The 24,073-nt window shown below is 69.1% G+C and carries 25 protein-coding genes; 15 read left to right on the top strand and 10 right to left on the bottom strand.

What is annotated here, in order from left to right; translation table 11 throughout:
- Positions 1-24 precede the first annotated feature (24 nt).
- From SPHME3_RS0105670 to SPHME3_RS0105650, 5 genes are all read left to right on the top strand, one after another.
- Positions 25-405, top strand: a complete 381-nt coding sequence (locus SPHME3_RS0105670; RefSeq protein WP_017980242.1) for a response regulator — start codon at positions 25-27, stop codon at positions 403-405.
- Positions 406-425: 20 nt separating this feature from the next.
- On the top strand, positions 426-869 hold the full coding sequence (locus SPHME3_RS0105665; RefSeq protein ID WP_017980243.1) for a chemotaxis protein CheW: 444 nt from the start codon (positions 426-428) through the stop codon (positions 867-869).
- 41 nt (positions 870-910) lie between these two features.
- Entirely contained in the window at positions 911-1,924 is a 1,014-nt protein-coding gene (locus SPHME3_RS0105660; RefSeq protein WP_017980244.1) for a chemotaxis protein CheB, read from the top strand.
- On the top strand, positions 1,921-2,268 hold the full coding sequence (locus SPHME3_RS0105655; RefSeq protein WP_017980245.1) for a hypothetical protein: 348 nt from the start codon (positions 1,921-1,923) through the stop codon (positions 2,266-2,268). The genes SPHME3_RS0105660 and SPHME3_RS0105655 overlap by 4 nt, the downstream gene beginning before the upstream one ends.
- Before the next feature lie 101 nt (positions 2,269-2,369).
- Positions 2,370-2,792, top strand: a complete 423-nt coding sequence (locus tag SPHME3_RS0105650) for a MarR family transcriptional regulator (protein ID WP_017980246.1) — start codon at positions 2,370-2,372, stop codon at positions 2,790-2,792.
- A 283-nt stretch (positions 2,793-3,075) separates the two neighbouring features.
- Here the strand turns inward: SPHME3_RS0105650 and SPHME3_RS0105645 are convergent, their stop codons facing one another.
- Positions 3,076-3,306: a hypothetical protein gene (locus SPHME3_RS0105645; protein ID WP_017980247.1), complete on the bottom strand. Its 231-nt coding sequence runs from the start codon at positions 3,304-3,306 to the stop codon at positions 3,076-3,078.
- A gap of 82 nt (positions 3,307-3,388) precedes the next feature.
- Between SPHME3_RS0105645 and rarD the strand changes: the two genes are divergently transcribed.
- On the top strand, positions 3,389-4,294 hold the full coding sequence (rarD, locus tag SPHME3_RS0105640; RefSeq protein WP_017980248.1) for an EamA family transporter RarD: 906 nt from the start codon (positions 3,389-3,391) through the stop codon (positions 4,292-4,294).
- Here the strand turns inward: rarD and SPHME3_RS0105635 are convergent.
- A complete protein-coding gene (locus tag SPHME3_RS0105635; RefSeq protein WP_017980249.1) occupies positions 4,261-5,259 on the bottom strand; it encodes a sugar kinase in 999 nt (332 codons plus the stop codon). The two genes, rarD and SPHME3_RS0105635, sit on opposite strands and share 34 nt — an antisense overlap.
- Positions 5,260-5,439: 180 nt before the next feature.
- Here SPHME3_RS0105635 and SPHME3_RS0105630 point away from each other — a divergent pair, with 180 nt between their 5' ends.
- Positions 5,440-6,750 (top strand): glycoside hydrolase family 130 protein, encoded by a 1,311-nt coding sequence (locus tag SPHME3_RS0105630; RefSeq protein WP_017980250.1) that lies wholly within the window; start codon positions 5,440-5,442, stop codon positions 6,748-6,750.
- Positions 6,751-6,909: 159 nt separating this feature from the next.
- Here the strand turns inward: SPHME3_RS0105630 and nudC are convergent, their stop codons facing one another.
- The 3 genes from nudC to mutY are packed head-to-tail and all read right to left on the bottom strand — an operon-like array spanning position 6,910 to position 10,219.
- Entirely contained in the window at positions 6,910-7,803 is an 894-nt protein-coding gene (gene nudC, locus SPHME3_RS0105625; RefSeq protein WP_017980251.1) for an NAD(+) diphosphatase, read from the bottom strand.
- Entirely contained in the window at positions 7,800-9,164 is a 1,365-nt protein-coding gene (locus SPHME3_RS0105620; protein WP_017980252.1) for a serine hydrolase domain-containing protein, read from the bottom strand. The genes nudC and SPHME3_RS0105620 overlap by 4 nt, the downstream gene beginning before the upstream one ends.
- Positions 9,161-10,219 (bottom strand): A/G-specific adenine glycosylase, encoded by a 1,059-nt coding sequence (mutY, locus tag SPHME3_RS0105615; RefSeq protein WP_017980253.1) that lies wholly within the window; start codon positions 10,217-10,219, stop codon positions 9,161-9,163. The genes SPHME3_RS0105620 and mutY overlap by 4 nt, the downstream gene beginning before the upstream one ends.
- 26 nt (positions 10,220-10,245) lie before the next feature.
- Here mutY and SPHME3_RS0105610 point away from each other — a divergent pair, with 26 nt between their 5' ends.
- The 4 genes from SPHME3_RS0105610 to SPHME3_RS0105595 all read left to right on the top strand — a co-directional run bounded on the left by SPHME3_RS0105610 (position 10,246) and on the right by SPHME3_RS0105595 (position 15,794).
- Entirely contained in the window at positions 10,246-10,758 is a 513-nt protein-coding gene (locus SPHME3_RS0105610) for a DUF721 domain-containing protein (protein WP_020486620.1), read from the top strand.
- Positions 10,758-11,426 carry a DsbA family protein gene (locus SPHME3_RS0105605; RefSeq protein WP_017980255.1) on the top strand — a complete coding sequence of 223 codons (669 nt, stop codon included), beginning with the start codon at positions 10,758-10,760 and terminating at the stop codon, positions 11,424-11,426. The genes SPHME3_RS0105610 and SPHME3_RS0105605 overlap by 1 nt, the downstream gene beginning before the upstream one ends.
- A gap of 23 nt (positions 11,427-11,449) precedes the next feature.
- Positions 11,450-12,184 (top strand): thioredoxin domain-containing protein, encoded by a 735-nt coding sequence (locus tag SPHME3_RS0105600; protein ID WP_017980256.1) that lies wholly within the window; start codon positions 11,450-11,452, stop codon positions 12,182-12,184.
- A gap of 220 nt (positions 12,185-12,404) precedes the next feature.
- Positions 12,405-15,794, top strand: coding sequence for a chromosome segregation SMC family protein (locus tag SPHME3_RS0105595; protein ID WP_017980257.1), 3,390 nt, complete (start codon positions 12,405-12,407; stop codon positions 15,792-15,794).
- Here SPHME3_RS0105595 and SPHME3_RS20995 read toward each other — a convergent pair.
- Complete coding sequence (locus SPHME3_RS20995; RefSeq protein WP_131588934.1) at positions 15,736-15,942, bottom strand: hypothetical protein; 207 nt, start codon at positions 15,940-15,942, stop codon at positions 15,736-15,738. The two genes, SPHME3_RS0105595 and SPHME3_RS20995, sit on opposite strands and share 59 nt — an antisense overlap.
- 118 nt (positions 15,943-16,060) lie before the next feature.
- On the opposite strand from SPHME3_RS20995, the gene SPHME3_RS0105585 reads away from it, so the two are divergent.
- The 3 genes from SPHME3_RS0105585 (at position 16,061) to SPHME3_RS0105575 (ending at position 19,489) form a co-directional block, all read left to right on the top strand.
- The gene (locus tag SPHME3_RS0105585) at positions 16,061-17,308 is read left to right on the top strand and encodes a putative DNA modification/repair radical SAM protein (protein WP_017980258.1); all 1,248 of its coding nucleotides are present in this window, start codon (positions 16,061-16,063) and stop codon (positions 17,306-17,308) included.
- A gap of 64 nt (positions 17,309-17,372) precedes the next feature.
- The gene (locus SPHME3_RS0105580; RefSeq protein WP_017980259.1) at positions 17,373-17,855 is read left to right on the top strand and encodes a hemerythrin domain-containing protein; all 483 of its coding nucleotides are present in this window, start codon (positions 17,373-17,375) and stop codon (positions 17,853-17,855) included.
- A gap of 236 nt (positions 17,856-18,091) precedes the next feature.
- The gene (locus SPHME3_RS0105575; protein WP_017980260.1) at positions 18,092-19,489 is read left to right on the top strand and encodes a UdgX family uracil-DNA binding protein; all 1,398 of its coding nucleotides are present in this window, start codon (positions 18,092-18,094) and stop codon (positions 19,487-19,489) included.
- A 434-nt stretch (positions 19,490-19,923) separates the two neighbouring features.
- Here the strand turns inward: SPHME3_RS0105575 and SPHME3_RS0105570 are convergent, their stop codons facing one another.
- Positions 19,924-20,718, bottom strand: coding sequence for an aldo/keto reductase (locus SPHME3_RS0105570; RefSeq protein ID WP_017980261.1), 795 nt, complete (start codon positions 20,716-20,718; stop codon positions 19,924-19,926).
- Between the two features lie 74 nt (positions 20,719-20,792).
- On the opposite strand from SPHME3_RS0105570, the gene SPHME3_RS0105565 reads away from it, so the two are divergent.
- Complete coding sequence (locus SPHME3_RS0105565; protein WP_017980262.1) at positions 20,793-21,431, top strand: DedA family protein; 639 nt, start codon at positions 20,793-20,795, stop codon at positions 21,429-21,431.
- On the opposite strand, the gene SPHME3_RS0105560 is transcribed toward SPHME3_RS0105565, so the two are convergent.
- The 3 genes from SPHME3_RS0105560 to SPHME3_RS0105550 all read right to left on the bottom strand — a co-directional run bounded on the left by SPHME3_RS0105560 (position 21,422) and on the right by SPHME3_RS0105550 (position 24,064).
- On the bottom strand, positions 21,422-22,828 hold the full coding sequence (locus SPHME3_RS0105560) for a hypothetical protein (RefSeq protein WP_017980263.1): 1,407 nt from the start codon (positions 22,826-22,828) through the stop codon (positions 21,422-21,424). The two genes, SPHME3_RS0105565 and SPHME3_RS0105560, sit on opposite strands and share 10 nt — an antisense overlap.
- A gap of 4 nt (positions 22,829-22,832) precedes the next feature.
- The gene (locus SPHME3_RS0105555) at positions 22,833-23,342 is read right to left on the bottom strand and encodes a DUF2306 domain-containing protein (RefSeq protein ID WP_017980264.1); all 510 of its coding nucleotides are present in this window, start codon (positions 23,340-23,342) and stop codon (positions 22,833-22,835) included.
- A 215-nt stretch (positions 23,343-23,557) separates the two neighbouring features.
- Positions 23,558-24,064, bottom strand: coding sequence for a hypothetical protein (locus SPHME3_RS0105550; protein WP_017980265.1), 507 nt, complete (start codon positions 24,062-24,064; stop codon positions 23,558-23,560).
- Positions 24,065-24,073 lie beyond the last annotated feature (9 nt).

Genomic DNA, 24,073 nt, shown 5'->3' with positions numbered 1-24,073 from the left:
CCCCTCCCCCAAAAAGGAACTGCCGTGTCCAGCATGATCATGACCGTGGACGATTCGCCCAGTATGCGGATGCTGCTGAAGGCAGCGCTGACCGACATGGGCTACAACGTCCTCGAGGCCGAAGACGGCGTCGATGCGCTCGAACGGCTCGGTGGCGCCTGTTCGTCGGGCAACGGTCCCGACCTGCTCATCACCGACATCAACATGCCGCGTCTCGATGGCTTCGGCCTGATCGAGAAGGTGCGCGAACAGGACCGGCATCGCAACCTGCCGATCCTGGTGCTCACCACGGAAAGCTCGGATGAAAAGAAGCAGCGCGCGCGCTCTGCGGGCGCTACAGGTTGGATCGTCAAGCCGTTCCATCCCGACAAGCTCGCAGCGGCGATCCGCCGCGTCCTGCACTGATTTGCAACAGGAATAACATCATGTCCCGTCAGCTCATCACCTTCCAGATCGGCGAACAGGTTCTCGGCGTCGACATCATGGCGATTCGCGAAATCCGCGCCTGGTCGCCGGCTACCCCGCTGCCCAACGTGCCGGCGCATGTGCGCGGTGTCGTCAACCTGCGCGGCGTCGTGCTGCCCGTGCTCGATCTCAGCCATCGCCTGGGCTGGGGCTCGACCGACCCGTCGTCGCGCCACGTCATCATCGTCGTGCGGATCGGCGAACAGTTGCAGGGACTTATCGTCGACGCCGTCAACGATATCGTCAGCATTCCTGACGATGGTATGCAGCCGCTGCCCGATATCGGCGAAACGCCCGCCGCCCAATTCCTCGAAGGACTGGCGACGATCGATCAGCGGCTGATCCTCGTGCTCGCGCTGGAGCGGCTGGTCGATAGCTCGGCTTCGCTCTCCGACGCTGCCTGAACGATTACCCTCCGTCTTCTCGTTACCCAAGGATAACAGGCATGGCCGCCGCCCCGGTTAAAGTTCTCGTCGTCGATGATTCGCTCACCATGCGCGCGCTGTTATCGGGCGCTCTCGAACGCATCCCGGGCGTCACCGTCGTCGGTTCGGCCGACGGCGCCGAGGAAGCCCGCGTCATGCGCGACAAGCTGGTTCCCGACGTCATGACGCTCGACGTCGAAATGCCGGGGATGAGCGGCCTCGAATATCTCGCCGAGCTGATGGAACAGCGGCCGATGCCGGTCATCATGTTCTCGACGCGGACCGAGGCGGGCGCGGAAGCATCGATCGAGGCGCTGCGGCTGGGCGCGATCGACTGTTTCCCCAAGCCCAAGGTCGCGGTCGCGGCGGAGTTCGACAAGATCCTCGCCAAGCTCGGCAAGCGGATCAAGGCCGCCAAGGGCGCCGCGGTGAAGCCCGCCGGTGCGACCAAGGTGGTGGCCGCGCCGCCGCTCGACTGGAACGGCCGCCTGCTCGCGATCGGCGGCGAGGCGGCGGCGACGCAGACCTTGTTCGAACTGTTCGGCGCCTTCCCGGCGAACTGCCCGCCGACCGTCGTCGTCCAGCATCTGGGCGCGGGCCTCGCCGGTACGATGATCGACAAGCTGGCCGCGGAAATCGCGCCCAAGATCGTGCTGGCCGAAGACGGCATGCCGGTCGAACAGGGCACGATCTATCTCGCACCCCCGGGCGAGACGCATGTCGTCGTCGATTCCTGGCCGAACGGCAAGCTGCGCATGCTGCCGCGCGATCCGGTCGCGGGCGAACGGCCGTCGATCTCGATCCTGTTCGCCTCGGTCGCGAAGGCGGCGGGCGCCGAATCGGTCGGTCTGCTGCTCGGCGCGGATGGCGAGGACGGCGATGCCGGCGTGCGCGCTCTGTCGGCGGGCAACGGCTTCTACATCACGCCGGCCGAGGATCGGAGCCAGGGTTATACGATGGCGCGGCGCATGGCGAACCAGCCGGTCCCGGCGGACCAGCTCGCCCGCACCCTTCTGAAACTGTGCAACAAGTGATCGGGCTGCCCGTCGACATGGGATCCGCCACCCCGATCACGCCGGGCTGCGAACCGGCCCTCGCCCATGCGCTGGCGGATGAGCTGGTCGGCATCACCGGCCTGCTCGCCGACCTCGCCTTCGATCTCGCCGGCAATCCCGACACGCTGCGCCACCACATGCACAGCCTGCAGGGGATCGACCGGATCACGCAGGCGCAGCTCGCGGTCGCCGACCTGCTGCGCTCCTGCGCGCCGGTCGAACAGCGGATCGCCGCGGTCACGCTGGAGGAAATGGGCGGCAACATCCGCCGCGCGGTCGATCGCTATCGGGCCGAAGGGGTGCCGATCGACCCAATCGATTGATCGTTTGACCGATATAGTCTCGCACGACACCACTTGATTTCGGACCGGCTAAGTTTATGCGCTAACAGTGAAACCAAAAGCGGGGCACGATGGGAAGCGCAATGCGAGGACAGGACGCCGCTCTGTTTAGCGATCAGAATGCCAATAACGGTCTGCTCTCACCCATCGCGGTGAGCGCGACGCCGGACGAACATCTCTACGCGCTCGCACGGGCCTTCACGGCATCGCGCCGGCGGCTGACCACGCATCTCGATGCGTCGCTGTTCGCCAATCCGGGCCTCGACATCATGCTGTTCCTGTTCGCCGAAGGCCAGGGCGGCCGCGCGGTCACCACGAACGCCTGTTGCGCCGCGGCCGGCGTGCCGCGCACCACGGCGCTGCGCTGGGTGAAGCTGTTGCAGGAGCGTGGGCTGATCGACGGCAGCGACGATATCACCGATCGGCGAGTGACGATGCTGGCGCTGAGCGACCGCGCCCGTCAGATCATCCGCACCTGGCTGACCGACATCACTGTAGTACCGTAGACGATCCCGGGTCTCCGCGGTCGCTGGGCGCATAGCACAGCGCGTCGAGTGCATGGGCGACGTAAAGGGCCGCGACCGGACAGTGTTGCTGATCTAACAGCACGAGCACCTCGGACAATTGGGTGCATATCCGCTCGTGCGTCTCGGGCGCCATCCCGTTCTTTCCCAATAAGAACCTATCGACATGACATGACATGTCTGTCATGTCGGCAATCGACGTTTATGCTGGGCTGGTTTTGAAAGCAACCGTTCCGGAGACAATCCTTTTTGCGAGGATAGGCGTCTAATCTTCAACAAGGATGGGATGAGCGGCGCGCAGATCGTCGGCGATCCGTTCGACAATATCATTCTCGGCGGCGGTGCCGGACGGCGTCACCGACCAGTTGCAATGCGGATGGGTGGCGATGGGGTAGACGCGCAGGTCCCCCGTCACCAATCGCCAGCGCCGCCGGTTGCCGCCGGCACGACGAATCAGCGTCGACAGAAACAGGTCATGGAGCGCGCCGCTGGTCATCGCCTGCCCCTAGCGGGCTGGTGCCCCAAGGAAAAGCGCCGCGCGCTTGCCTCACCCCGATCGACCCGGCACAGCGCGCACCATGTCCGCCGCCTCCACCCGCACCGGCCTGCTCCAGGGCATCGGCGCCTATACCTTGTGGGGGGCGCTGCCGCTTTACCTGCACCTGCTGTCGGGTGTCCCGCCGCTCCAGGTGATCGCGCACCGCGTACTCTGGTCGCTGGTCCTGCTCGCGGTGATCGTCGTCGCCACCCGGCGATTGCGGCCGCTACTGGCCGTCGCGCGTGGCCGCACGCTGCTGATGCTGGCGGGCAGCGCGACGCTGATCGCGATCAACTGGTTCGTCTACATCTGGGCGGTCGATAACGCGCATCTGGTCGAAGCGAGCCTCGGCTATTTCATCAATCCACTGGTCAATGTCGCGCTCGGGACGCTGTTGCTGCACGAGCGGCTGGGCCGGGTGCAGGCCATCGCGATCGGCCTCGCCGCCTGCGGCGTGCTCATCTTCGCGCTGAACGGCGGCGGCGCGATCTGGATCTCGCTTGCCCTGGCGCTCAGCTTCGCCTTCTACGGCTTCCTGCGGAAGATCTGCGCGATCGATTCGCTCGGCGGGCTGACCGTCGAAACCGCGCTGATCGCACCCGTCGCGCTCGCCATCCTGATCGTCGCCGGGCGCAACGGCACGTCCGCCTTCGGCAGCGGGACGGGGATGGACCTGCTGCTCGTCCTCGCCGGCCCCGTCACCGCCGCGCCGCTGCTGCTGTTCGCCGCCGCCGCGCGCACGCTGCGCTACACGACGATCGGGCTGCTCCAGTTCATCGCGCCGACGCTCCAGTTCCTCGAAGCGGTGCTGCTCTATCACGAGCCCGTACGCCCGGCGCAGCTCGCCACCTTCGCACTGATCTGGGCCGGGTGCGGCCTGTATGCATGGAGCAGCGTCGCCGCCGCCGCGGCTCAGCGGCGCACGTCGAGCCCGCCGGCCAGATAGGCGTCGTGGTCCGCCTGCCGGAACAGCGCAGCATCACCGGGCAGCGAATGTTTCAGCGCGGTCAGCGCCACGCCCGACTCCGCCGCCGCCGCGATCTCCTGCCCCCGGCGCAGCGCGTGCAGCACGCCCGCCGCAAAGGCATCGCCGCCGCCGATCCGGTCGACGATCCCCGCCAGCGTCACCTGCGGCGTCTCCACCCAGGTCTCGCGCGTGTCGATCCGCGCCGACAGATAATGGAGGTCGACATTCTCGACCGTCCGCGCGGTCGAGGCGATCGTCTGCAGCGTCGGAAACGCCGCGAACGCCGCCTCCGCCGCGGCGCGCGCATCGCCCGCCTCGAACGGCGTGCCGAGCAGCAGCGCGATATCGCGATGGTTGCCGAAGAACAGGCTGGCGCGCGCGACCAATTGCGTCAGCAGGCTACGCGGATCGCCGTCCCATCGCTCCCACAGTTTCGCGCGATAATTGCCGTCGAACGAGATCGGAATGTTGCGCCTCGCCGCCGCCTCCACCGCCGCGATCGCACTTTGTGCCGCCACTGCACCCAGCGCCGGGGTGATGCCCGACAGATGCAGGCCATCGACGCCGTCGAGCAGCGCATCCCAGTCCCACGCCGATGCCGGCGCCTCGGCGAAGGCGGAATGCGCCCGGTCGTAGATTACCTCGGTCGCGCGCATCCCGGCGCCGGCGGTGACGAAATACAGCCCCATGCGCGCGCCGCCCAGCGCGATGCCGCGCGTATCGACGCCATGGCCGCGCAACGTGGCGATCGCCGATCGGCCGAGGTCGTTGTCCGGCACCTGGCTGGCAAAGCGCACGTCATGGCCCAGCCGCGCGAGCGCCGTCGCGACATTCGCCTCGGCCCCCGCGACCCAGACGTCCAGCTTCGGCGTCTGCAACAGCAGCTCTCGCCCCGGCGGCGACAGGCGCAGCATGATCTCGCCGAATGCCAGCAACGTCCCCATGCATCCCCTCCCGATCCGTTCCGCCCGCCTGCCACGTCGCCGCGCACCCGAACAGATGAAATATGCGTCCATCATGTGAGAAGGACAGGATCGGCAACATTTCCTGACAGGATGGACCGATAGGCGACGGACCCGCCGCGCCGGTTCGCGCGTCTATCGCGACAACCTCTGGAGGGTGCCTTGGCCGCAACGTTCGTCCGCCATCTGAAGCCGACGCTGCTTCCCGATCCCAAGCGTACCGTCATCCGCCCCTTCCTGCCCGAAGACCCCGCCCCGTTCGCGGTCGAGGGCGCGCCGCGTGGCGACCGGATCGTCGATCGCCTGCTCGCACTCGACGATGCGCGCACCGCCGACTTGGTCGAGGCAATAGTCGAGGGCCTCGGCGCCCGCCATCGCGAAGTGCCCGCACTGCTGCTGCGCCGGTTCGACGAGGTTGCGGCGCAAATCGACCTGCCGACCGATCTGTCGGAATCGCGCCGCATGCTGATCGGCGGCTATTGCAGCGCCGAATATTCGTTCGAAGCCGCCGCGCTGTTCAATCCCAGCATCGTCCCCCATCCCGACCAGAGCGACTGCGCGGACGGCGCGATCCGCTTCGTCCTGTCGCTGCGCGGGATCGGCGAGGGGCATTTGTCCTCCGTCACCTTCCGCACCGGCACCTGGGGGCCGGACGACGACGACCTCGTCCTCCATCCGCCCGGACCGCAGGGCGTGCCGCCGGTGGTGGAGGAACCCGATCCCGAACTCGTCCGCCAGATCGGCGCCAAGGCTTTGGTGCAGCTCAACTGCCGCGACGCGCGCGAGCCGTCCGAAACCGTGCTGTTCCCGGTCGTCCCCAGCCAGAGCCGCGGGATCGAAGACCTGCGCCTCGTCCAGTTCGGCGAGGACGACGGCCGCACCACCTATATGGGCAGCTATACCGCCGTCTGCGCCGAAAGCGCGCGGCAGGAACTGCTCCAGACCGACGATTTCCGCCTGTTCCACATGCACCCGGTCGAAGGGCCGGTGGCGAGCGGCAAGGGCATGGCGCTCTTCCCGCGCAAGATCGGCGGCCAGTTCGCCGCGCTGTTCCGCCACGACAATGAAAACCTGTGGTATGCCACCAGCGACACCCCGCTCGCCTGGGACCACCCGGTCCGGATCATGGAACCCGCATACCCATGGGAATTCGTGCAGATCGGCAATTGCGGCTCTCCGATCGAAATCGACGAGGGCTGGCTGGTGCTCACCCATGGCGTCGGCATGGTCAGAAGCTATTGCATCGGCGCCGCCCTGCTCGACCGCGACGATCCGACGAAGGTGCTCGGCCGCCTGCCCGAACCGATGATCGCGCCCGATGGCGAAACCTGGGACGGCTATGTCCCGAACGTCGTCTATTCCTGCGGCGCCATGGTCCGCGGCCGCACGCTGCTGCTCCCCTATGCCCTCGCCGACGACATGACGAGCTTCGCCATCGCGCCCCTCGACGACCTACTTGCGGCCATGCGCTGACCTAAAAATTCCTCCCCCACCAGGGGGAGGTGGCGCGCCCGCAGGGCGTGACGGAGGGGGAGGACGGCGAGGCGCTCTGAGAAGACAGTACACCGCCGACCTCCCCCTCCGTCAGCTTCGCTGCCACCTCCCCCTTGCGGGGGAGGACTTCGACCCGCTTTACCCCTCAGCCCACACCGTCAGCAGCGTATGCGCGATTGCATAGGGCGGCGGCGGCAGGAACGGGCCGGGTTCACCCGCCAGCACCGCACGCACCACGTCGCGCTCCACCCAGATCGCATCCTCCAGCTCGTTGGTGTCGAGCGTGATCGTATCGTCCTCCGCCCGGCCGATGCAGGCGATCATCAGCGACGACGGGAACGGCCAGGGCTGGCTCGCGACATAGCGCACGTCGGTGACGCGCACGCCCGCCTCCTCGACGATCTCGCGCGCCACCGCTTCCTCCACCGATTCGGCGGGCTCGACGAAGCCGGCGAGCGCCGAATAGCGCCCCTCCGGCCAGCCCTTGCCGCGCCCCAGCAGCGCGCGGCCGTCATGTTCGGCGATCATGATGACGACCGGGTCGACGCGCGGGAAATGTTCGGTCGCGCAGACGTCGCACTGCCGCCCCCATCCGCCGCGGAACAGGTGCGTCGTGCCGCCGCAGCGAGCGCAGAAGCGATGGCGGCTGTGCCAGTCGATCAGGCTGCGCGCCGCGGCATAGGTCGCCGCCTCGCCCGGCTGGAGGCTGGCGAGCAGCCCCATCAGCGCCGGGCTGCGCATCGCCGGCACCGTGCCTTCGCCGCTCTGCGGCAGCAGTGCGGCGACATGCGCGCGGCCGGCCTCATCCAGCCCCAACAGGATGACCTCGGCGTCCTCCGGCAGTGCGGCGAGGCTGTCCCACACCAGTCGCCCGTCGTCGTCCGCCGTTGGCATCAGCCCGTCGAGCCGCAGCAACCGCGCCCGCCAGTCGAGCTTCGCCGCCAGCGCCGCCGGATCGTGGCGCAGCGCATCGGCACGATCGAGCGTGCCGCCCGTGAACCCGATGGCCGTCAAACCAGGCGCGACGCTCATCGCTTGAACCGCGACAGATCGGCGGCCAGCGCGCGCACCGTCTCCTGCCGCACCGGCCAGCGATCGGCAGGGAAGTAATTGACCATGATCGTACCGCGCACCTTCTTCACCGGATCGACGAACGCCACCGTGCCCGCCGCACCGCCCCAGCCATAGGTGCCCTTGGACGGCATGCCCCCCGGCCCATCGGCGAGATACACCGAACCGCCCGCGCCGAAGCCCATCGGCGTCGCCCCCTGCGTTGCGCCGCCGGTGCCGCCATCCACCCCGCCGAAGGTGACGCCAGCCGGCAGCAGGTTCGACATGGCGAGCCGCACCGTCTCGGGCTTCATGACCCGCACGCCGTCCAGCGTGCCCTCATCGGCCAGCATATGCAGGAACCGGTCATAGTCGCGCGCCGACATGACCAGCCCGGCACCGCCATAGGGAAAGCTCGGCGGCTTCAGCCACACCGACGTCGCACCGGGATCGAGCGGCGACAATTGATCGCCGACGATCGCGTAATTGGTCGCAAGGCGCGATGCGTCGCGCGCCGGCACGGTCCAGAAGCTCGACGTCATCTTCAGCGGGTCGAACAGGCGCTGCTGGACGAAGCGATCGAACGGCATGCCCGACGCCACCTCGATCACGCGGCCCATCACGTCGAGGCCGATCGAATAATGCCAGCGCGTACCCGGCTGGTAGACCAGCGGGATGGTCGCGACGCGATCGGCGAAGTCGGCGAGCGTCGCGGGCCGGGTGCGCCGCGCCGCCGCCTCGATCCGCGTGTTCACCGCCGCCGGCAGGATACCCTTCGTCTCCAGCAGCTTGAGCAGGGGGCCCTTGGCGTTGATGTTATAGCCCAGGCCCGACGTATGGGTCAGCAGCTCGCGGATCGTGATCTCGCTTTTCGCCGGCACCGAATCGAGCGTCACGTCCGGATTGGTGAAGACGCGCATCTGCTTGAAGGCGGGGATATATTTGGACAGCGGGTCGTCGAGGCCGATCTTGCCCTCTTCGATCAGGATCATCGCCGCCATCGCCGTCACCGGCTTGGTCATCGAATAGACGCGCCACAGGCTGTCGGGCGTCGCGGCGGGCGCATTGGCGTCGGTGGCGATCCGCCCGGCCGAGACGAACCAGGTCGGCCGATCGCCCACGCCGAAGGCGCCGACGATGCCCGGCATCTTGTCATCGCGGACATAGCCGTCGAACAGCGCCTGCGTGCCCGGCAGCACCGCACGGCCCAGCGTATCGACCGACCCGCGCTGCGCGATCGCAGGCGCGGGTGCGGGTGCGGCTTGGCGTGCCTGCCCCGCGAACCCCCCGCTCGCGACCAGCGCGACCAGACCAACGCCGACGATCCCGTGAATGCGCCTCATCCATCCCTCCTCAGCACCGCCGCAGCGGCTTTTGCGAACAGCGTCGGCAGGCCGGCGCGATCCAGATCGTCGATCGGCCACCATTCGCCGTTAAGCGGGTGATGGCCCTCGCCTTCCGCCACGGCAAGCGCCAGTTGCAGATCGAAATGGGTAAAACCGTGCGCCACAGTTGCGTTGCGCAACTCCCAAGCCGCCACGACCGGCGCATCGGCGAGGCCGGGCGGCGCATCCGCCCACGGCCCGGTCGGCAGCGCACGCATCCCGCCGAGCAGTCCCTTGCCCGGTCGCCGCACCAGCCACACCGCGCCGTCACGTTCCAGCCAGAAGATCGTGCCGTGCCGCTGCGGCTTGGCCTTCTTCGCCGCCTTCACCGGCAGCCGCTCGGGATCGCCCTCGCGGAACGCCCAGCATTCGCCCTGCAACGGGCAGAGGAGGCACGACGGCTTCTTGGGCGTGCAGATGCCGGACCCCAGATCCATCATCGCCTGCGCGAAATCGCCCGCGCGCGCGTCCGGCGTCACCCGATCCGCCGCCGCGCGGATCGCGACCCGCGCGCCCGGCAGCGCCTCGCGAATCGCGAACAGCCGCGCGACGACGCGCTCGACATTGGCATCGACCACCACCGCGCGCTGCCCGAAGGCGATCGCCGCCACCGCCGCCGCGGTATAGGCGCCCAAGCCCGGCAGCGTCCTGAGCGTCGCCTCGTCTGGGGGGAACGCGCCATTATGCTCCGCCACCACGACCTTCGCCGCGGCCACCAGATTGCGCGCGCGGGCATAATAGCCCAGCCCCGCCCAGGCGGCCATCACCTCCGCCTCGTCCGCCGCCGCAAGAGCATCGAAGTCCGGCCAGCGCGCCACCCACGCCTCGAACCGCGGCCGCACCGCGGCCACGGTCGTCTGCTGGAGCATCACCTCCGACAGCCACACGCGATACGGGTCCGCCGTCTCACCGGGCAGCGCCCGCCACGGCAGCGCACGGCGGTGGACGTCGTACCAGGCGAGCAGAAGCGGTGCGATCGCCGCAGGTTCGGGATAAGAGCGTGTAGCGTCCACGCATCCGCTATGGCATGGAGCCGCGGATGAGCAAGCGCGCCCGCGCCACCGATACCGAAGCCCCCCGCCAGAATCGCGCCCGCGCGGTCAGCGAACTGCTGCCCGCGATCCATGGCGCCGCGTTCAAGCGATTCGGCTTCGTGCAGAGCGCGCTCGTCACACGCTGGCCGGAGATCGTCGGCGAACGCTGGGCGGCGGCATCGGCACCCGAATCGCTGCGCTTCCCGCCGGGCCAGAAGGCGAACGGCGTGCTCACCATCGTCGTGCGCGGCGCGCATGCCCCGATGATGCAGCATATCGCGCCCGAGATCGTCGAGCGCGTCAACCGCTTCTTCGGCTATGCCGCGGTCGCGAAGCTGACGATCCGCCAGGGCGACGTCGCCAAGCGTCTGCCACGCAGTGCGCCCGTGCCCCCGCGCGAAGCCCCGGCCGAGATCGGCGAAGGGTTGAAGACGATCGCCGACCCCGAACTGCGCGCCGTGCTCGAAGCCCTCGCCGCCGGCGTCCATGCGCCGCGCACCCTGCCCAGGATCAGTTGATGACGCTTTCCCGTTTGCTTCCGATCGCGCTTCTCACGGTGGCCGCCACCGCACCCGTCACCGACTGGTCGGCCGCGCCCGCGCGCCAGACCGCCAAGGGCGCCTATGTCTTCGGCAATCCCGCTGCGCGCGTGAAGCTGATCGAATATGGCAGCTACACCTGCCCGCATTGCGCGGTTTTCGCCAAGGACAGCGAGGCGGAGCTGAAGGGCAAGATGATCCGCTCGGGCGGGCTCAGCCTCGAATACCGCCACCTGATCCGCGATCCCGCCGATCTGGGCGCCGCGATCCTGGCCCGCTGCGCAGGGCCCCGCGGTTTCGCGGGCGCGCATGCGATGATCTTCGCGACGCAACCGGTGTGGCTGAAGAAGGTCGGCGAGTATCAGGCGGCGCATCCGGATATCGATACCAAGCCGCCGATCGTCCAGGCGCGCACCTATGCCGATGCCGGCGGCCTCACCGCCGCGATGCGTGCCCGCGGCCTGACGCCGGCCCGGATCAACGCCTGTTTCGCCGACAAGGCAGAGGTCGCGCGGATCACCGCGATGACCGGCGACGCGCCGATCGAGGTGAACAGCACCCCCAGCTTCTATGTCGACGGCACGCTGCAACCGCCGGGCGACTGGAACACCCTCGCCCCCGTGCTGCGTACCAAGGGCCTCAAGTGATTTTCGTGATGGAGCGTAACGCCATGAAGACCCGCCTCACCGCCGCTTTGCTCGTCCTGCCGCTGGCGCTCAACGCCTGTTCGAAGGATGGCACCGGCACCCCCGCCGCGCCCGCCAGCCCCGTCGCCGCCGTCGCCGCACCGTCGGGCCAGAACTGGACCGACGTCGTCTCGCGCACCGCGGAAGGCACGATCGTCGGCAACCCGAACGCGCCGATCAAGGTCGTCGAATATGGCTCGCGCCTGTGCCCGGTCTGCGGCGCCTTCGCGCGCGACGGCTTCGAATCGCTGATGAACTATGTGAAGAGCGGCAAGGTCAGCTTCGAATACAGGGAGTTCCTGGTCCACGGCGCACCCGACGTGCCGCCGGCGCTGCTCGGCAATTGCGCCGACAAGGCCGCCTTCTTCCCGATCCTCGAACAGATGTACCAGTCGCAGGAAGGCTTCCTCAACAAGCTCCAGGCGATGACGCCCGCGCAGCAGCAGCAGTTGCAGACCGCCAAGCCCGTCGACGCGATCAAGATGATGGCGCAGCAGATGGGCCTGATCGACTTCGCCAAGCAGCGCGGCATCCCCGAAGCCAAGGCGATGCAGTGCCTCGGCGACATGAGCCAGATCGACCGCTGGACCAAGCAGACACAGGACAAGGGCGCCGACGGCACCGTCACCGGCACGCCGACGCTCCTCATCAACGGCAAGAAGACCGACGTCAGCAGTTGGGGTCAGTTCGAACCGCTGCTCAAGGCCGCGGGCGCGTAAGAGGTCCAGAAGGGTATCACGCGGAGACGCGGAGACGCGGAGGTGTCGCAATCGCGGCGCAGCCGCTTCTCTCCAACCGACTTCGAAGCGCGTAGAACGGCCGGAGAACCAGACAGCCTGCGGCGCCAAGCCGGACACCTCCGCGTCTCCGCGTCTCCGCGTGAACCCTCTTTTCTGACCAAAGCTTGCGCCGCCCTCGCATAACCGCCACCCCACCCTCGTGCAGATCAAGCGGCTCCGCATCGCCGGGTTCAAAAGCTTCGTCGACCCCGCCGACCTCCATATCGAGCCGGGGCTGACCGGCGTCGTCGGCCCGAACGGCTGCGGCAAATCCAACCTGCTCGAGGCGCTGCGCTGGACGATGGGCGAATCGAGCGCCAAGTCGCTGCGCGGCGCGGGGATGGAAGACGTCATCTTCGCCGGCACCGCGACGCGTCCGCCGCGCGCCTTCGCCGAAGTGTCGATCCTGCTCGACGCGGCGGATGGCGACGAGCGCGAGGTCGTCCGCCGCATCGAACGCGGCGCCGGCAGCGCCTATCGCATCGACGGCCGCGACGTGCGCGCCAAGGACGTCGCGCTCCTGTTCGCCGACGCCGCCACCGGCGCGCACAGCCCCGCGCTCGTCAGCCAGAACCGGATCAGCGCGGTCATCGCCGCCAAGCCCGCCGAACGCCGCGCGATGCTGGAGGAAGCGGCGGGGATCGCCGGCCTCCACGTCCGCCGCAAGGACGCCGAACAGAAACTGCGCGCGACCGAGGCGAACCTCGAACGCCTCGCCGAACTGATCGCCGATCAGGACGCGCGCGCCGCCTCCTTGCGCCGCCAGGCCCGCGCCGCCGAACGCTATCGCGAGCTGTCGGCGAAAATCCGCCTCGCCGAAGCGCGCATGATTTTCGCCCGCTGGCGCGACGCCGCCGCCGCCGCCGATGCCGCGCGCGCCGAAGCGACCGCCGCCGACACCCGCGTCGCCGAGACGACCGACGCCGAACGCATCGCCGCCGCCGTACACGCCGACGCCACGGCCGCCGTCGCCACCACCCGCGCCGCCGCGCTCGCCGCGCGCGACGCCGCCAACGATCTCGGCCACCGCCTCACCACGCTCCGCGCACAACGCGCCGCCGCCGCGCGCCGGGTGAGCGAATTGGACGAGGCGCGCCGCCGCATCGCCGACGATCGCGCGCGCGAAGGCACGCTCGCCGCCGACGCCGCGCAGGCGCTCGCCCGGCTGGCCGACGAGGTAAAGGCACTCGACCGCGCGATCCTTTCCGCCGCCGACGAGGCCCCCCGCCTCGACGCGACGCTCGCCGACGCCGAACGCCACGCCCGCGATGCCGAGGTCGCACTGGCGCAAGGCCTCGCGCGCCAGGCGAGCGAGGCCGCCGAAACTCGCGTCGCCGACGCCGCGCTCGCCGCTGCCCGCACCCGTGCCGACCGCGCGCGCCGCGAGGTCGCACAGGTCGCCCAGGCGCTCGCCGCTTTGGGCGACGCCGCCCCGCTCACCGCCGCCCGCGACGAGGCCGCCACACGCCGGCAACAGGCCCGCGCCCGCGCCGAACAGGCCCGCGACGCGCTCGCCCAGGCGGAGGCGGAGGAGCGCGCCGCCATCGCCGGCCGCGACGCCGCCGAAACCACCCGCGCCGCCGCCCGCGCTGACCTCGCCCAGATCGATGCCGAGATCGCCGCACTCACCCGCGCCACCCAGCGCACGGGCAAGGAAAAGCTGCTCGATCGCCTCGCCCCCGCCGCCGGCTACGAACGCGCGCTCGCCGCCGCGCTCGGCGACGAGCTGGAGGGCGACCCTGCCGCCTGGACTGGTGCCACGCCGCAGCCGGGCGATCCCGCCCCACCACCCGGCACGACGCCGCTCGCCGACCACGTCACCGCCCCCGCCGCGCTCGCCCGCCGCCTCGCCCAATCCTTCGTCGCCGATACCGACGACGGCCAGCCGCTCGCAGTCGGCCAGCGCCTCGTCACCGCCGCCGGGCACACGCGCCGCTGGGACGGCCATGTCGCGAGCGGCAGCGGCGCCGCCGCGGCGGAACGGCTCGAACGCCTCAACCGCCTGAAAACCCTGCGGGCCGCACGCCCCGCCGCCGCCGCCACCGCAGAGGCCGCCGACACCGCCCGCGCCGACATCGACCGCCGCATCGCCGCCGCCCGCACCGCTGCCCAAGCCGCCCGCACCGCGCTGACCCAGGCCGACACCGCCATCCGCGACGCCGAACGTGCCGAAGACCGCGCCACCACGGCGCTCGAACGCCTCGCCGGGCAGCGCGCCGATCTCGACGCCCGCGCGTTGCGCGTCGCCGCCGAACACGACGAAGCAGAGGCAGACCGCGCCGCCGCCGAAACCGCCCGCGCCGCTCTGCCCGACGGCCGCGACAGCGCCGCCGCGGTCGCCGCCCTCTCCGCCGTCGCCGAGCGCTGTCGCACCGCCGTCGCACAGGCCCGCGGCGAGCGCGCCGCGCTCGACCGCGCGGTCCAGTCCAACCGAGAACGCCTCGCCGCCGCGCAGGCCGACACCCGCAGCTGGCGCGCCCGCGCCGGCGAGGCCGCCAAGCGCATCGCCGACATGGACGCGCGCGAGGTCGCGCTCGCCAAGGAGGCTGCCGACGCCGCGGGCCGCCCCGCCGCGCTCGACGCCGCCATCGCCACCGCCCATGCCGAACATGACGCCGCCCGCCGCGACGCGGATACGCACGCCGCCGCCGAGCGCGACGCCGATGCCGCCGCCCGTCGCGCCGACGACGCGCAACGCCGCGCGATCGAGGCGCTGTCGCAGGCCCGCGAAGCCCGCGCCGGCGCCGCCGCCCGCCTCGAATCGCAGGAATTGCGCCGCGTCGAGATGGGCCGCCTGTCGGGCGAACGCTTCGAATGCCCCGCGCCCGTGCTTCCCGAACGCCTCGGCTTCGCCGGCACCGACGTCGGCACACCCGCCGCGGAAAGCACCGCGCACGAACGCCTCACCGCCGACCGCGAGCGCATCGGCCCGGTCAACCTCGTCGCCGAGCGCGAACTCGCCGAGCTGGAAGCGAGCGGCAAGAGCAACGCCGCCGAACGCGACGAACTGGTCGAGGCAGTCCACCGCCTGCGTGGCTCGATCGGCACGCTCAACCGCGAAGGCCGCCAGCGCCTCACCGCCGCGTTCGAAGCCGTCGACGGCCATTTCCGCCGTCTATTTACCACGCTGTTCGACGGTGGCGCCGCGCACCTTGCGCTGGTCGATTCGGACGATCCGCTCGAGGCAGGGCTGGAGATCATGGCGCAGCCACCCGGCAAACGCCTGCAATCGCTCACGTTGCTCTCAGGCGGCGAACAGGCGCTGACCGCGGTCGCGCTGATCTTCGCCTTGTTCCTCACCAACCCCGCGCCGATCTGCGTCCTCGACGAGGTCGATGCGCCGCTGGACGACGCCAATATCGAACGCTTCTGCGACCTGCTCGACCGGATGACGCGCGAAACGCAGACCCGTTATCTGATCGTCACGCACAATGCGGTGACGATGAGCCGCATGCACCGCCTGTTCGGCGTCACCATGGTCGAACGCGGCGTCAGCCGGCTGGTATCGGTTGATCTGGGCGGCGCGACCAACCTGCTCGCGGCGGAATAGCGGCACGCAGCCCGGCGAGTACGCGGCCGGTATAGGCCAGGCACATCGCCTGATGCGCCGCCGCCGCGGCGGGATGGTCCGCCTGGATCGATCGCACCGCCTCGGCGAACGAGCGCGCGGACAGATAGGGCATGTCCTCTGTCGTCATCTCCGACTCTCCTTGGCGGGCCTTATCGCGCATCATCATTGCGGGGCGATGACTGAGGTTAAAAATCGTGTTGCCTCCGCCCCTTGCCGGCGACGACGGCGGAACGTATATCGAACGCATGGCCCAGCTCGACACCCGCCAGAAGCTGGAAATCCTTGCCGACGCTGCGAAATACGATGCGTCCTGCGCCTCGTCGGGCACCGCCAAGCGCAACAGCCGAGACGGCAAGGGCCTGGGCTCGACCGAGGGCATGGGCATCTGCCACGCCTACGCCCCCGATGGTCGCTGCATCAGCCTGCTCAAGATCCTGCTCACCAACAGCTGCATCTTCGATTGCCATTATTGCATCAACCGCAAGAGCAGCAACGTCCGCCGCGCGCGCTTCACCGCTAAGGAGGTCGTCGACCTGACGATCGCCTTCTACAAGCGTAACTATATCGAGGGCCTGTTCCTCTCGTCCGGCATCATCAAATCGTCCAACTATACGATGGAGCAGATGGTCGAGGTCGCGCGGTCGTTACGCGAAGACCATCACTTCCGCGGCTACATCCATCTCAAGACGATCCCCGACGCCGATCCGGAGCTGGTCCATCAGGCCGGCCTCTACGCCGACCGCGTCTCGATCAACGTCGAACTGCCGACGGTCAGCGGCCTGAAGCGCCTCGCCCCCGAAAAGGACGGCACCCGCATCGAAGGCGCGATGCGCGACGTGAAGGGCGCGATCGCCGACAATGGCGACGCGCGCAAGAAGTACAAATTCGCCCCCCGCTTCGCCCCCGCCGGCCAGTCGACGCAGATGATCGTCGGCGCCGACGCCGCGACCGATGGCGAGATCGTTGCGCGCGCCTCGACGCTCTACGATCACTTCGGCTTGCGCCGCGTCTATTACAGCGCGTTCAGCCCGATCCCCGACGCCAGCACCGTGCTGCCGCTGCAACGCCCGCCGCTGATGCGCGAACATCGCCTGTATCAGTCCGACTGGTTGATGCGCTTCTACGATTACAGCCCGGCCGAGGTCGTCGCCGCCGCCGACGACGCGACCGGCATGCTGCCGCTCGACATCGACCCGAAGCTCGCCTGGGCGCTCAAATTCCGCGACCGCTTCCCGGTCGACGTCAACCGCACGCCCCGCGAAATGCTGCTTCGCGTGCCCGGCCTCGGCGTGAAAGCGGTCGACCGCATCGTCGCCACCCGCCGCTGGCGCCGCCTGCGCCTGGACGATGTCGCGCGCCTGACGGTCAGCGTCGCCAAAGTCCGCCCCTTCATCGTCACCGACGACTGGCGCCCGGTTCTGCTCAGCGACCGCGCTGACCTGACGCCGCTCGTCGCGCCCAAAAAGCAGCAGCTCGAACTCTTCGCCGCGTGAGAATGACTCGCGAGTGAAACGCCGTGCGCGCTCGCCGGTTGGGCGATGCGAAGGAGACACACCCATGGCCCTCGCCGACATCTACGCCGACCTGAAGCGCGACCACGACAAGCAGCGCAAGATGCTGAAGGACCTCGCCGAGCTGACCGATACGGCCAAGCGCGGCAAGCTGTTCGAAACCTTCCGCCTGGAAGTGCAGGCGCACGCCGCCGCCGAGGAGGAATCGCTCTACGCCACGATGCTGCGCGACCCCGAACTGCGCGACGACGCCCGCCATTCGGTGTCCGAGCACAAGGAGGTCGACGACCTGCTCGCCGAAATGACCGAGCTGGAGGTCTCGTCGGACGAGTGGAACGAGAAATTCTTCCACATGCGCCGTCGCTACGAACACCACATCACCGAGGAAGAGGAAGAGATGTTCCCCGCCGCGGCCGACGAGCTCGACAGTAAGACCGAGAAGGAACTCGCCGCAATCTACGAAGAGCGCAAGCCCGAGGAACTGAAGCTCGCCAAGGAAAAGCCCGCCGGCGGCGACGACCGCGACTGAGCGGTGAGGTTCGGCACGCCTGCCCCAACCACCCCGTCACCCCGGACTTGGTCCGGGGTCCACCGGGCCGCGGGGGCACGGCTTGCGCTACTTTCTACATCGCCTGCCCCAAACACCTCGTCACTCCGGACTTGTTCCGGAGTCCACCGGGCCGCGAGGGAACAGCAAGAGGCCCCAGCCATCCCCCTCGCCGCAGAGTGGACCCCGGAACGAGTCCGAAGTGACGAAGGCGTGCCATGCGCATAATCACCCTCCCCGCCCCCGACGATTTCGACGCGTGGCGCGACGCCGCCCGACCCCTCGCCGCAGCGGACGTCCCCCCGGATGACATCGTCTGGCAGGTCGGCGACACCCCCGCCGACCTGTTCGCCACCGCCGCCGACGATGCCCCCGCACCGCCGCCGCCCAGCGGCACCCTCTCCGTCCCCCGCGCCTTCATCGATCTCGCCCGCAGCGTCGTGTTGTCGAGCGACCCCGAACGGTTCGCGCTCCTCTACACCGCGCTCGCCCGCCTGCGCCGCGAACCGAAACTGATCGAGGATCAGGCCGACCCGCTCGTTCGCCGTCTCGAAGGCCTCGCCAAATCGGTTCGCCGCGACATCCACAAGATGCGCGCCTTTCTCCGCTTCCGCGAGGAACAGGACGATGAGGGCACGCGCTACGTCGCCTGGTTCGAGCCCGACCATCACATCGTCCGCGCCAACGCCGCCTTCTTCGTCAACCGCTTCGCCAGCATGCGCTGGTCGATCCTGACGCCCGAGGTCTCGCTCCACTGGGACGGCAAGGCGCTGGCCGAAGGACCCGGCGCGCAAAAGGCGGACGCCCCCGACGGCGATCCCACCGAAGAGGTGTGGAAGACCTATTACGCCAGCATCTTCAATCCCGCGCGCGTCAAGATCGGCGCGATGCTGAAAGAGATGCCGCGGAAGTATTGGAAGAACATGCCCGAAACCGCGCTGGTCGGGCAGCTGATCGCCGGCGCACAGGCACGGGAAAGCGGCATGATCACCCAGTCACGCGAGGCGCCGGCCATCGGCGACAATGCCACCGCCGCCTGGGCGGCGTTGCGCGACGAAGCGGCGGCCTGCACCCGCTGCCACCTCTACAAGCACGCGACGCAGACCGTCTTCGGCGAAGGCCCGGTCGATGCGCCGCTGATGTTCGTCGGCGAACAGCCGGGCGATCAGGAGGACCTCGCCGGCACGCCGTTCGTGGGCCCCGCCGGGCAGGTCTTCAACCGCGCCATCGCCGAAGCCGAGATCGACCGCGCCCGCGTCTACGTCACCAATGCGGTGAAGCACTTCAAATTCGAACAGCGCGGCAAGCGCCGCATCCACGCCAAGCCCGACACCGGCGAAATCCAGGCCTGCCGCTGGTGGATCGAACAGGAACAGATGCTCATCCGCCCGCGCGTCACGGTCGCGCTCGGCGCCACCGCCGCGCGCTCGCTGCTCGGCCGAACGGTGACGATCGGCCGCGAACGCGGCAAAGCGATCGCCCTCCCCGACGGCGGCGAAGCCTGGATCACCGTCCACCCCAGCTATCTACTGCGCCTGCCCGACGAAACGCAAAAGGCCGAGGAATACGCGCGCTTCGTCGAGGACCTGAAACAGGCGAAGGCGGCGCTAGGCTGACACCGGGTCTGCCCCCGGCGGGCAGAAGATACGAGCACTGAACCGTTCGCGGAAACGCCCCCTCCACCACCGGACTACGTCCGGCGGTCCCCCTCCCCCGCTAAAGCGAGGGAGGACTGACAAAACCCCCGCCAGGGGGAGGTGGCACCGCAAAGCGGTGACGGAGGGGGAGGGAAGCGACGCCCTCGCGATATACGCGATGCCGACAACCGCTCCGGCCCCGACCACATCGTCTCGGTGCAACGAATCTGTTGGACGCCCTCTGCAACAAGGCGTTGGCACAACAGCGTAATTCCCACCCGCTGTCTTACATCGACCCATTCGGATAGATCGAACCGCCAGATCCGCTCGTTCTCATCATCATGTCACGTACGGAAACGATAGAGCCAAACCGTTTCCGCCAAGGTGTTCATGTTGTCCACGTTGCGGACGCATCACATCGCCCGCGCGTCCTCGCCCATCCGCTCCTGCCGGTCGAGCGCATCGATCGCCGCCATATCCTCGTCGTCCAGCGTCAGGTCCGCCGCCGCGAAATTGTCGCGCATATGTTCCGGATCGGCGGCCTTGGGGATCACCGAAAAGCCATGCGCGAGATGCCAGGCCAGCACCACCTGCGCCGTCGACTGCGCATGCTTGTCCGCGATGCGTACGATCGCCGCGTCCTGCAACAGGTCGCCGCCCTGCCCCAGCGGGCTCCAGCTCTGCGTCACGATGCCATGCGCCTCGTGATACGCCCGCTCTTCCAGCCGCTGGTGCCGCGGGTGAAGCTCGATCTGGTTGAGCACCGGCGTCACGCCCGTCGCATCGATGATCGCGTCGAGATGCTCAGGGAGAAAGTTCGACACGCCGATCGATCGCGTCTTGCCCGCGTCACGCAGGCGCACCAGCGCCTTCCACGCCTCGACATATTGCCCCTGCCCCGGCGCGGGCCAGTGGATCAGGTACAGATCGACCGCATCCATGCCCAGCAGCGCCAGACTCTCGTCCAGCGCCGCCTCGGGATCGCCCTGCCGGTCGTTCCACAGCTTGGTCGTGACGAAGGCATCGCTGCCCGCCAGCCCTTCGCCGACGCCGCGTTCGTTGCGATAGATCGCTGCGGTGTCGATCAGCCGATATCCGACATCGAGCGCGCCGCGCACCACCAAAGGGGCCTGTGCATCGGGCAGTTTCCAGGTGCCGAAGCCCAATTGGGGCATGGTCCGGCCATCGTTCAGCGTCAGATCGGTCATCGTCGCACAGCGTCCCAGTAGCGTATCCGGTTCCCCCTTCCCTAAACCCGTGCGATCCGCCAAGCCCCACGCCCATGTTCGAGAAAATCCTGGGCGTCCTCGCCACCTTCACGATCTGGGTCATCTCCAGCGGCGGCTATGTCGGCATCGCGATCCTGATGGCGATCGAAAGCGCCTGCATTCCCCTGCCTTCCGAAATCATCATGCCGTTCGCCGGCTATCTCGTCTCGACCGGCCGCTTCGACCTGTATCTGGCGGCGACCGCGGGCGCGATCGGCTGCAACCTCGGCTCGATCGTCGCCTATGAGATCGGCAAGCGCGGCGGCCGCCCGGTCGCGGAACGCTGGGGCCGCTACCTGCTGATCGGCCCGGGCGAGCTCGATGCCGCCGATCGCTTCTTCGCACGCTGGGGTTCGATCGCGGTGCTGATCGGCCGCCTGCTCCCCGTCATCCGCAGCTTCATCGCCTTCCCCGCGGGCGTCGCGCGGATGCGGCTGGTGCCCTTCCACGTCTACACCTTCCTCGGCAGCTGGCCCTGGTGCTTCGGCCTCGCCTGGGTCGGCATGAAGCTGGGCAGCAAGTGGGACAGCGACCCCCGCGTCAAGGCCGCCTTCCACCGCGCCGACCTCGCGATCGGCATCGTCCTGATCGCCCTCGTCGCCTTCTACATCTGGCACCGCGTCCGCGGCCTGAAACGCACGCCTCAGGCCTGAATCCGCCGCACCCGCCAGACAAGCCACCCCAGCATCGGCAGAGCGAGTGCGCACCACCAGCGGAAGCCCGCCCAAGGGCTCCAGCCGAACCACTCGCTCGGCAGCGTGCGCAGGACGCCGTCGGCGAACGGCCCGGCGATGACCGCCTGCCACACGGGAAAGGCGCTGCCCGGCGGAGCAAAGATCTCGGCCGAGGCGATGGCAGCATTGATCGGGATCGATAGCGCCAACAGCGCGGCCATGCCGATCCGGATGCTGCGATCCCCCGCATGCGCCCAGGCCGCGGCAAGGCCCAGCGCCAGCGGTGCCACCGCGGGGATTGCGAACCGTGGCCCAGTGGTGTTGCCGCCCTGCCAATAGACATAGGCCGCATTGACCAGCAGCACGACGAGCGCCGCCAGCGCTGCGGCAACCGCAAGGTTGCGCGTCCGCGGCCGCTGCCCCCACATCCACAGGCCGTAGGGCGCCAGCATCAGCACCGGCGCGACCCAGATCAGCCCATAGCGCGCGCCGATCGTCACCTCGCGCAGCACCGACACGCGCGGCACGCCCAGCCCGAACAGCCCCTGGTGCATGCCCTCCCAGCCGACGACGCCGGCATAGCCGATCCGGAACGGCGTGCCGAAGGCGACGAGGTTGTAGGTCGCGAACGGCACCAGCGCGATCGCCCCGCCGATCAGCGCTGCGCCGATCAGCCAGCCGCGGTCCGCCCGCTCGCGCGCCGCCCACGCCGCCCACAGCGCAATCACTGCGCCGGCCAGCACCGCCTGATGCTCGACCACCACCGCCCAACCGAGCGCCACGCCGGCCAGCAGCGCATGGCCGCTCGCCCCCCGCGGCAGGCACAGTCCGCGCCAGACCGCCCAGATCGCCACCAGATACAAATCGGCGACCACCGCATGCCCCAGCAGCGTCGTCGACCAGCCCCACACCGGCGTACCGAGCGCATAGCCCAGCCCAGCGAACAGCCCCGCGCCCGCGCTGCCGCTCAGCCCCACGCCCAGATCGAACAGCAGCACCGCGGCGAGCGCGGTCAGCAGCGCCGGCCCCATCGCCACCGCCAGCCGCACGCGCAGCCGCAGATAGCGGTCGAAGTCATAGCCCCCGATCGCGTTGTCATAATGGCTCGCCCGGTCGCCGGTGACACGATCGGCGATCCACACCGCGGGCAGTGCCATCAGCGTCATGCCCGGTGGCTTGTCCAGATAGGTGCGCCCGCCGAACATCGCCTTGTCAATCGTCAGCGTGGCATAGGGATCGATCGAGGCATCGCCGCGCTCGACCAGCCCGATCGCCGCATACATCCGCGTCGCCTGATTGTCGTTGCGCTCCCACGATCCGAACCAGACACAGCTCAGCCAGACGAGCGCGAACAGAACGATGCGGACGCCGCGCATACGCTCAGCCGAACAGCCAGCGCCCGAGCAACCGGCCGAACGGGAAGGTGAAGAATCCCGCGATCAGCAGCGCCCCCGTCACCATGCCGCGCACGCTGCTTCGGTGCAGCGCAACCTTGTGGGTGCGCGCCGCATACCACAGCAGCGGCACCTGGATGACGACCCAGGCCGACAGGATATGGATGAAGCTGAAGCCGCCGTTCGTCTCGCGGATGCCGAACGACAGCAATGCGGTCAGCAGCATCGCCGCCGTCCAAATCCGCCCCAATATGCGATGCCGCCTGTCCCCACGCGGCGACCACAGGATGACCGGCGTCAAGCCGAGCGCGACGAGGATGGTGAGGATGTGCGCCCAGACGATCCCCGGCACCAACGCCCATTGCGCCTGCCCGCGAAGGATCGCCGTCAGCACGGCGGCGAGCAACAGCACCGCGCCGACCGACAGCGCCTTTTCATAGGTGTCGGCGGCCCAAGGTTTTACCCGTGTTCCGCCCCGTCCGATCGCCGTCGCCATGAGTGCTCCCCCTGACGGCTAGGGTAACTGACGCGGCACGAGCCGCCAAGTCGCTGATAACGGCCACGTCCTCCGCCACACCCACTCCGTCACCCGGGACTCGTTCCGGGGTCCACCGGGCCGCGGGGGTAGCGACTGTGCCTCCAGCCGTCCCCCTCGCCGCGGAGTGGACCCCGGACCAAGTCCGGGGTGACGGGGAAGAGTGAGGCAGCCCCTTACGGAACGCGTGCCTCTTCCGCCTTGCGCGCCTGGTTCTCCTTACGCGCCGCCCGCGCGCTCTGCAGGAAGCAGCCGGTCTGCCCGCCGGCCCCCACCGTCGAGCAACTCCCCGTGCTGTTCGCACCGACACCGGCATCCAGCGTCCCCTGCGCGCGGGCCGCCCAGCTTTCGTTCTGCGGCGTTACCTGGAATTCGCGCAATTCCTTGGGCACGCGATATTGCTCGCGCGCGCTGCGGCGTTCGCAGACCACGATTTCCTGCCCGTCGCTGTTCGTCGGACAGCGTTCGTTGCCATAAAGGACGAGCACGCCGTTGATCGGCGCCCGCTTGGCGACCTCGCCCGGTGCCTGGATCACGACCGGCTTGGGCGCGCCGGGCAGCGCCGGCTTCGTGCTGACCGTCTGCGCCGGGGGCTGGGCCGCCGGCTGCGCGCCCTGCGTAAACTCCTGCGCCAAAGCGGGGCCGGCGGTCAGCATCAAGGCGGTGGCGATGAAGGCTCGCATGCGTCGTCC

The sequence above is a fragment of the Sphingomonas melonis DAPP-PG 224 genome, from assembly GCF_000379045.1.
GTDB lineage: Bacteria > Pseudomonadota > Alphaproteobacteria > Sphingomonadales > Sphingomonadaceae > Sphingomonas > Sphingomonas aquatilis.
The sequence above is the reverse complement of the archived record's forward strand: the minus strand, read 5'-3'. Positions and strand labels throughout refer to the sequence as shown.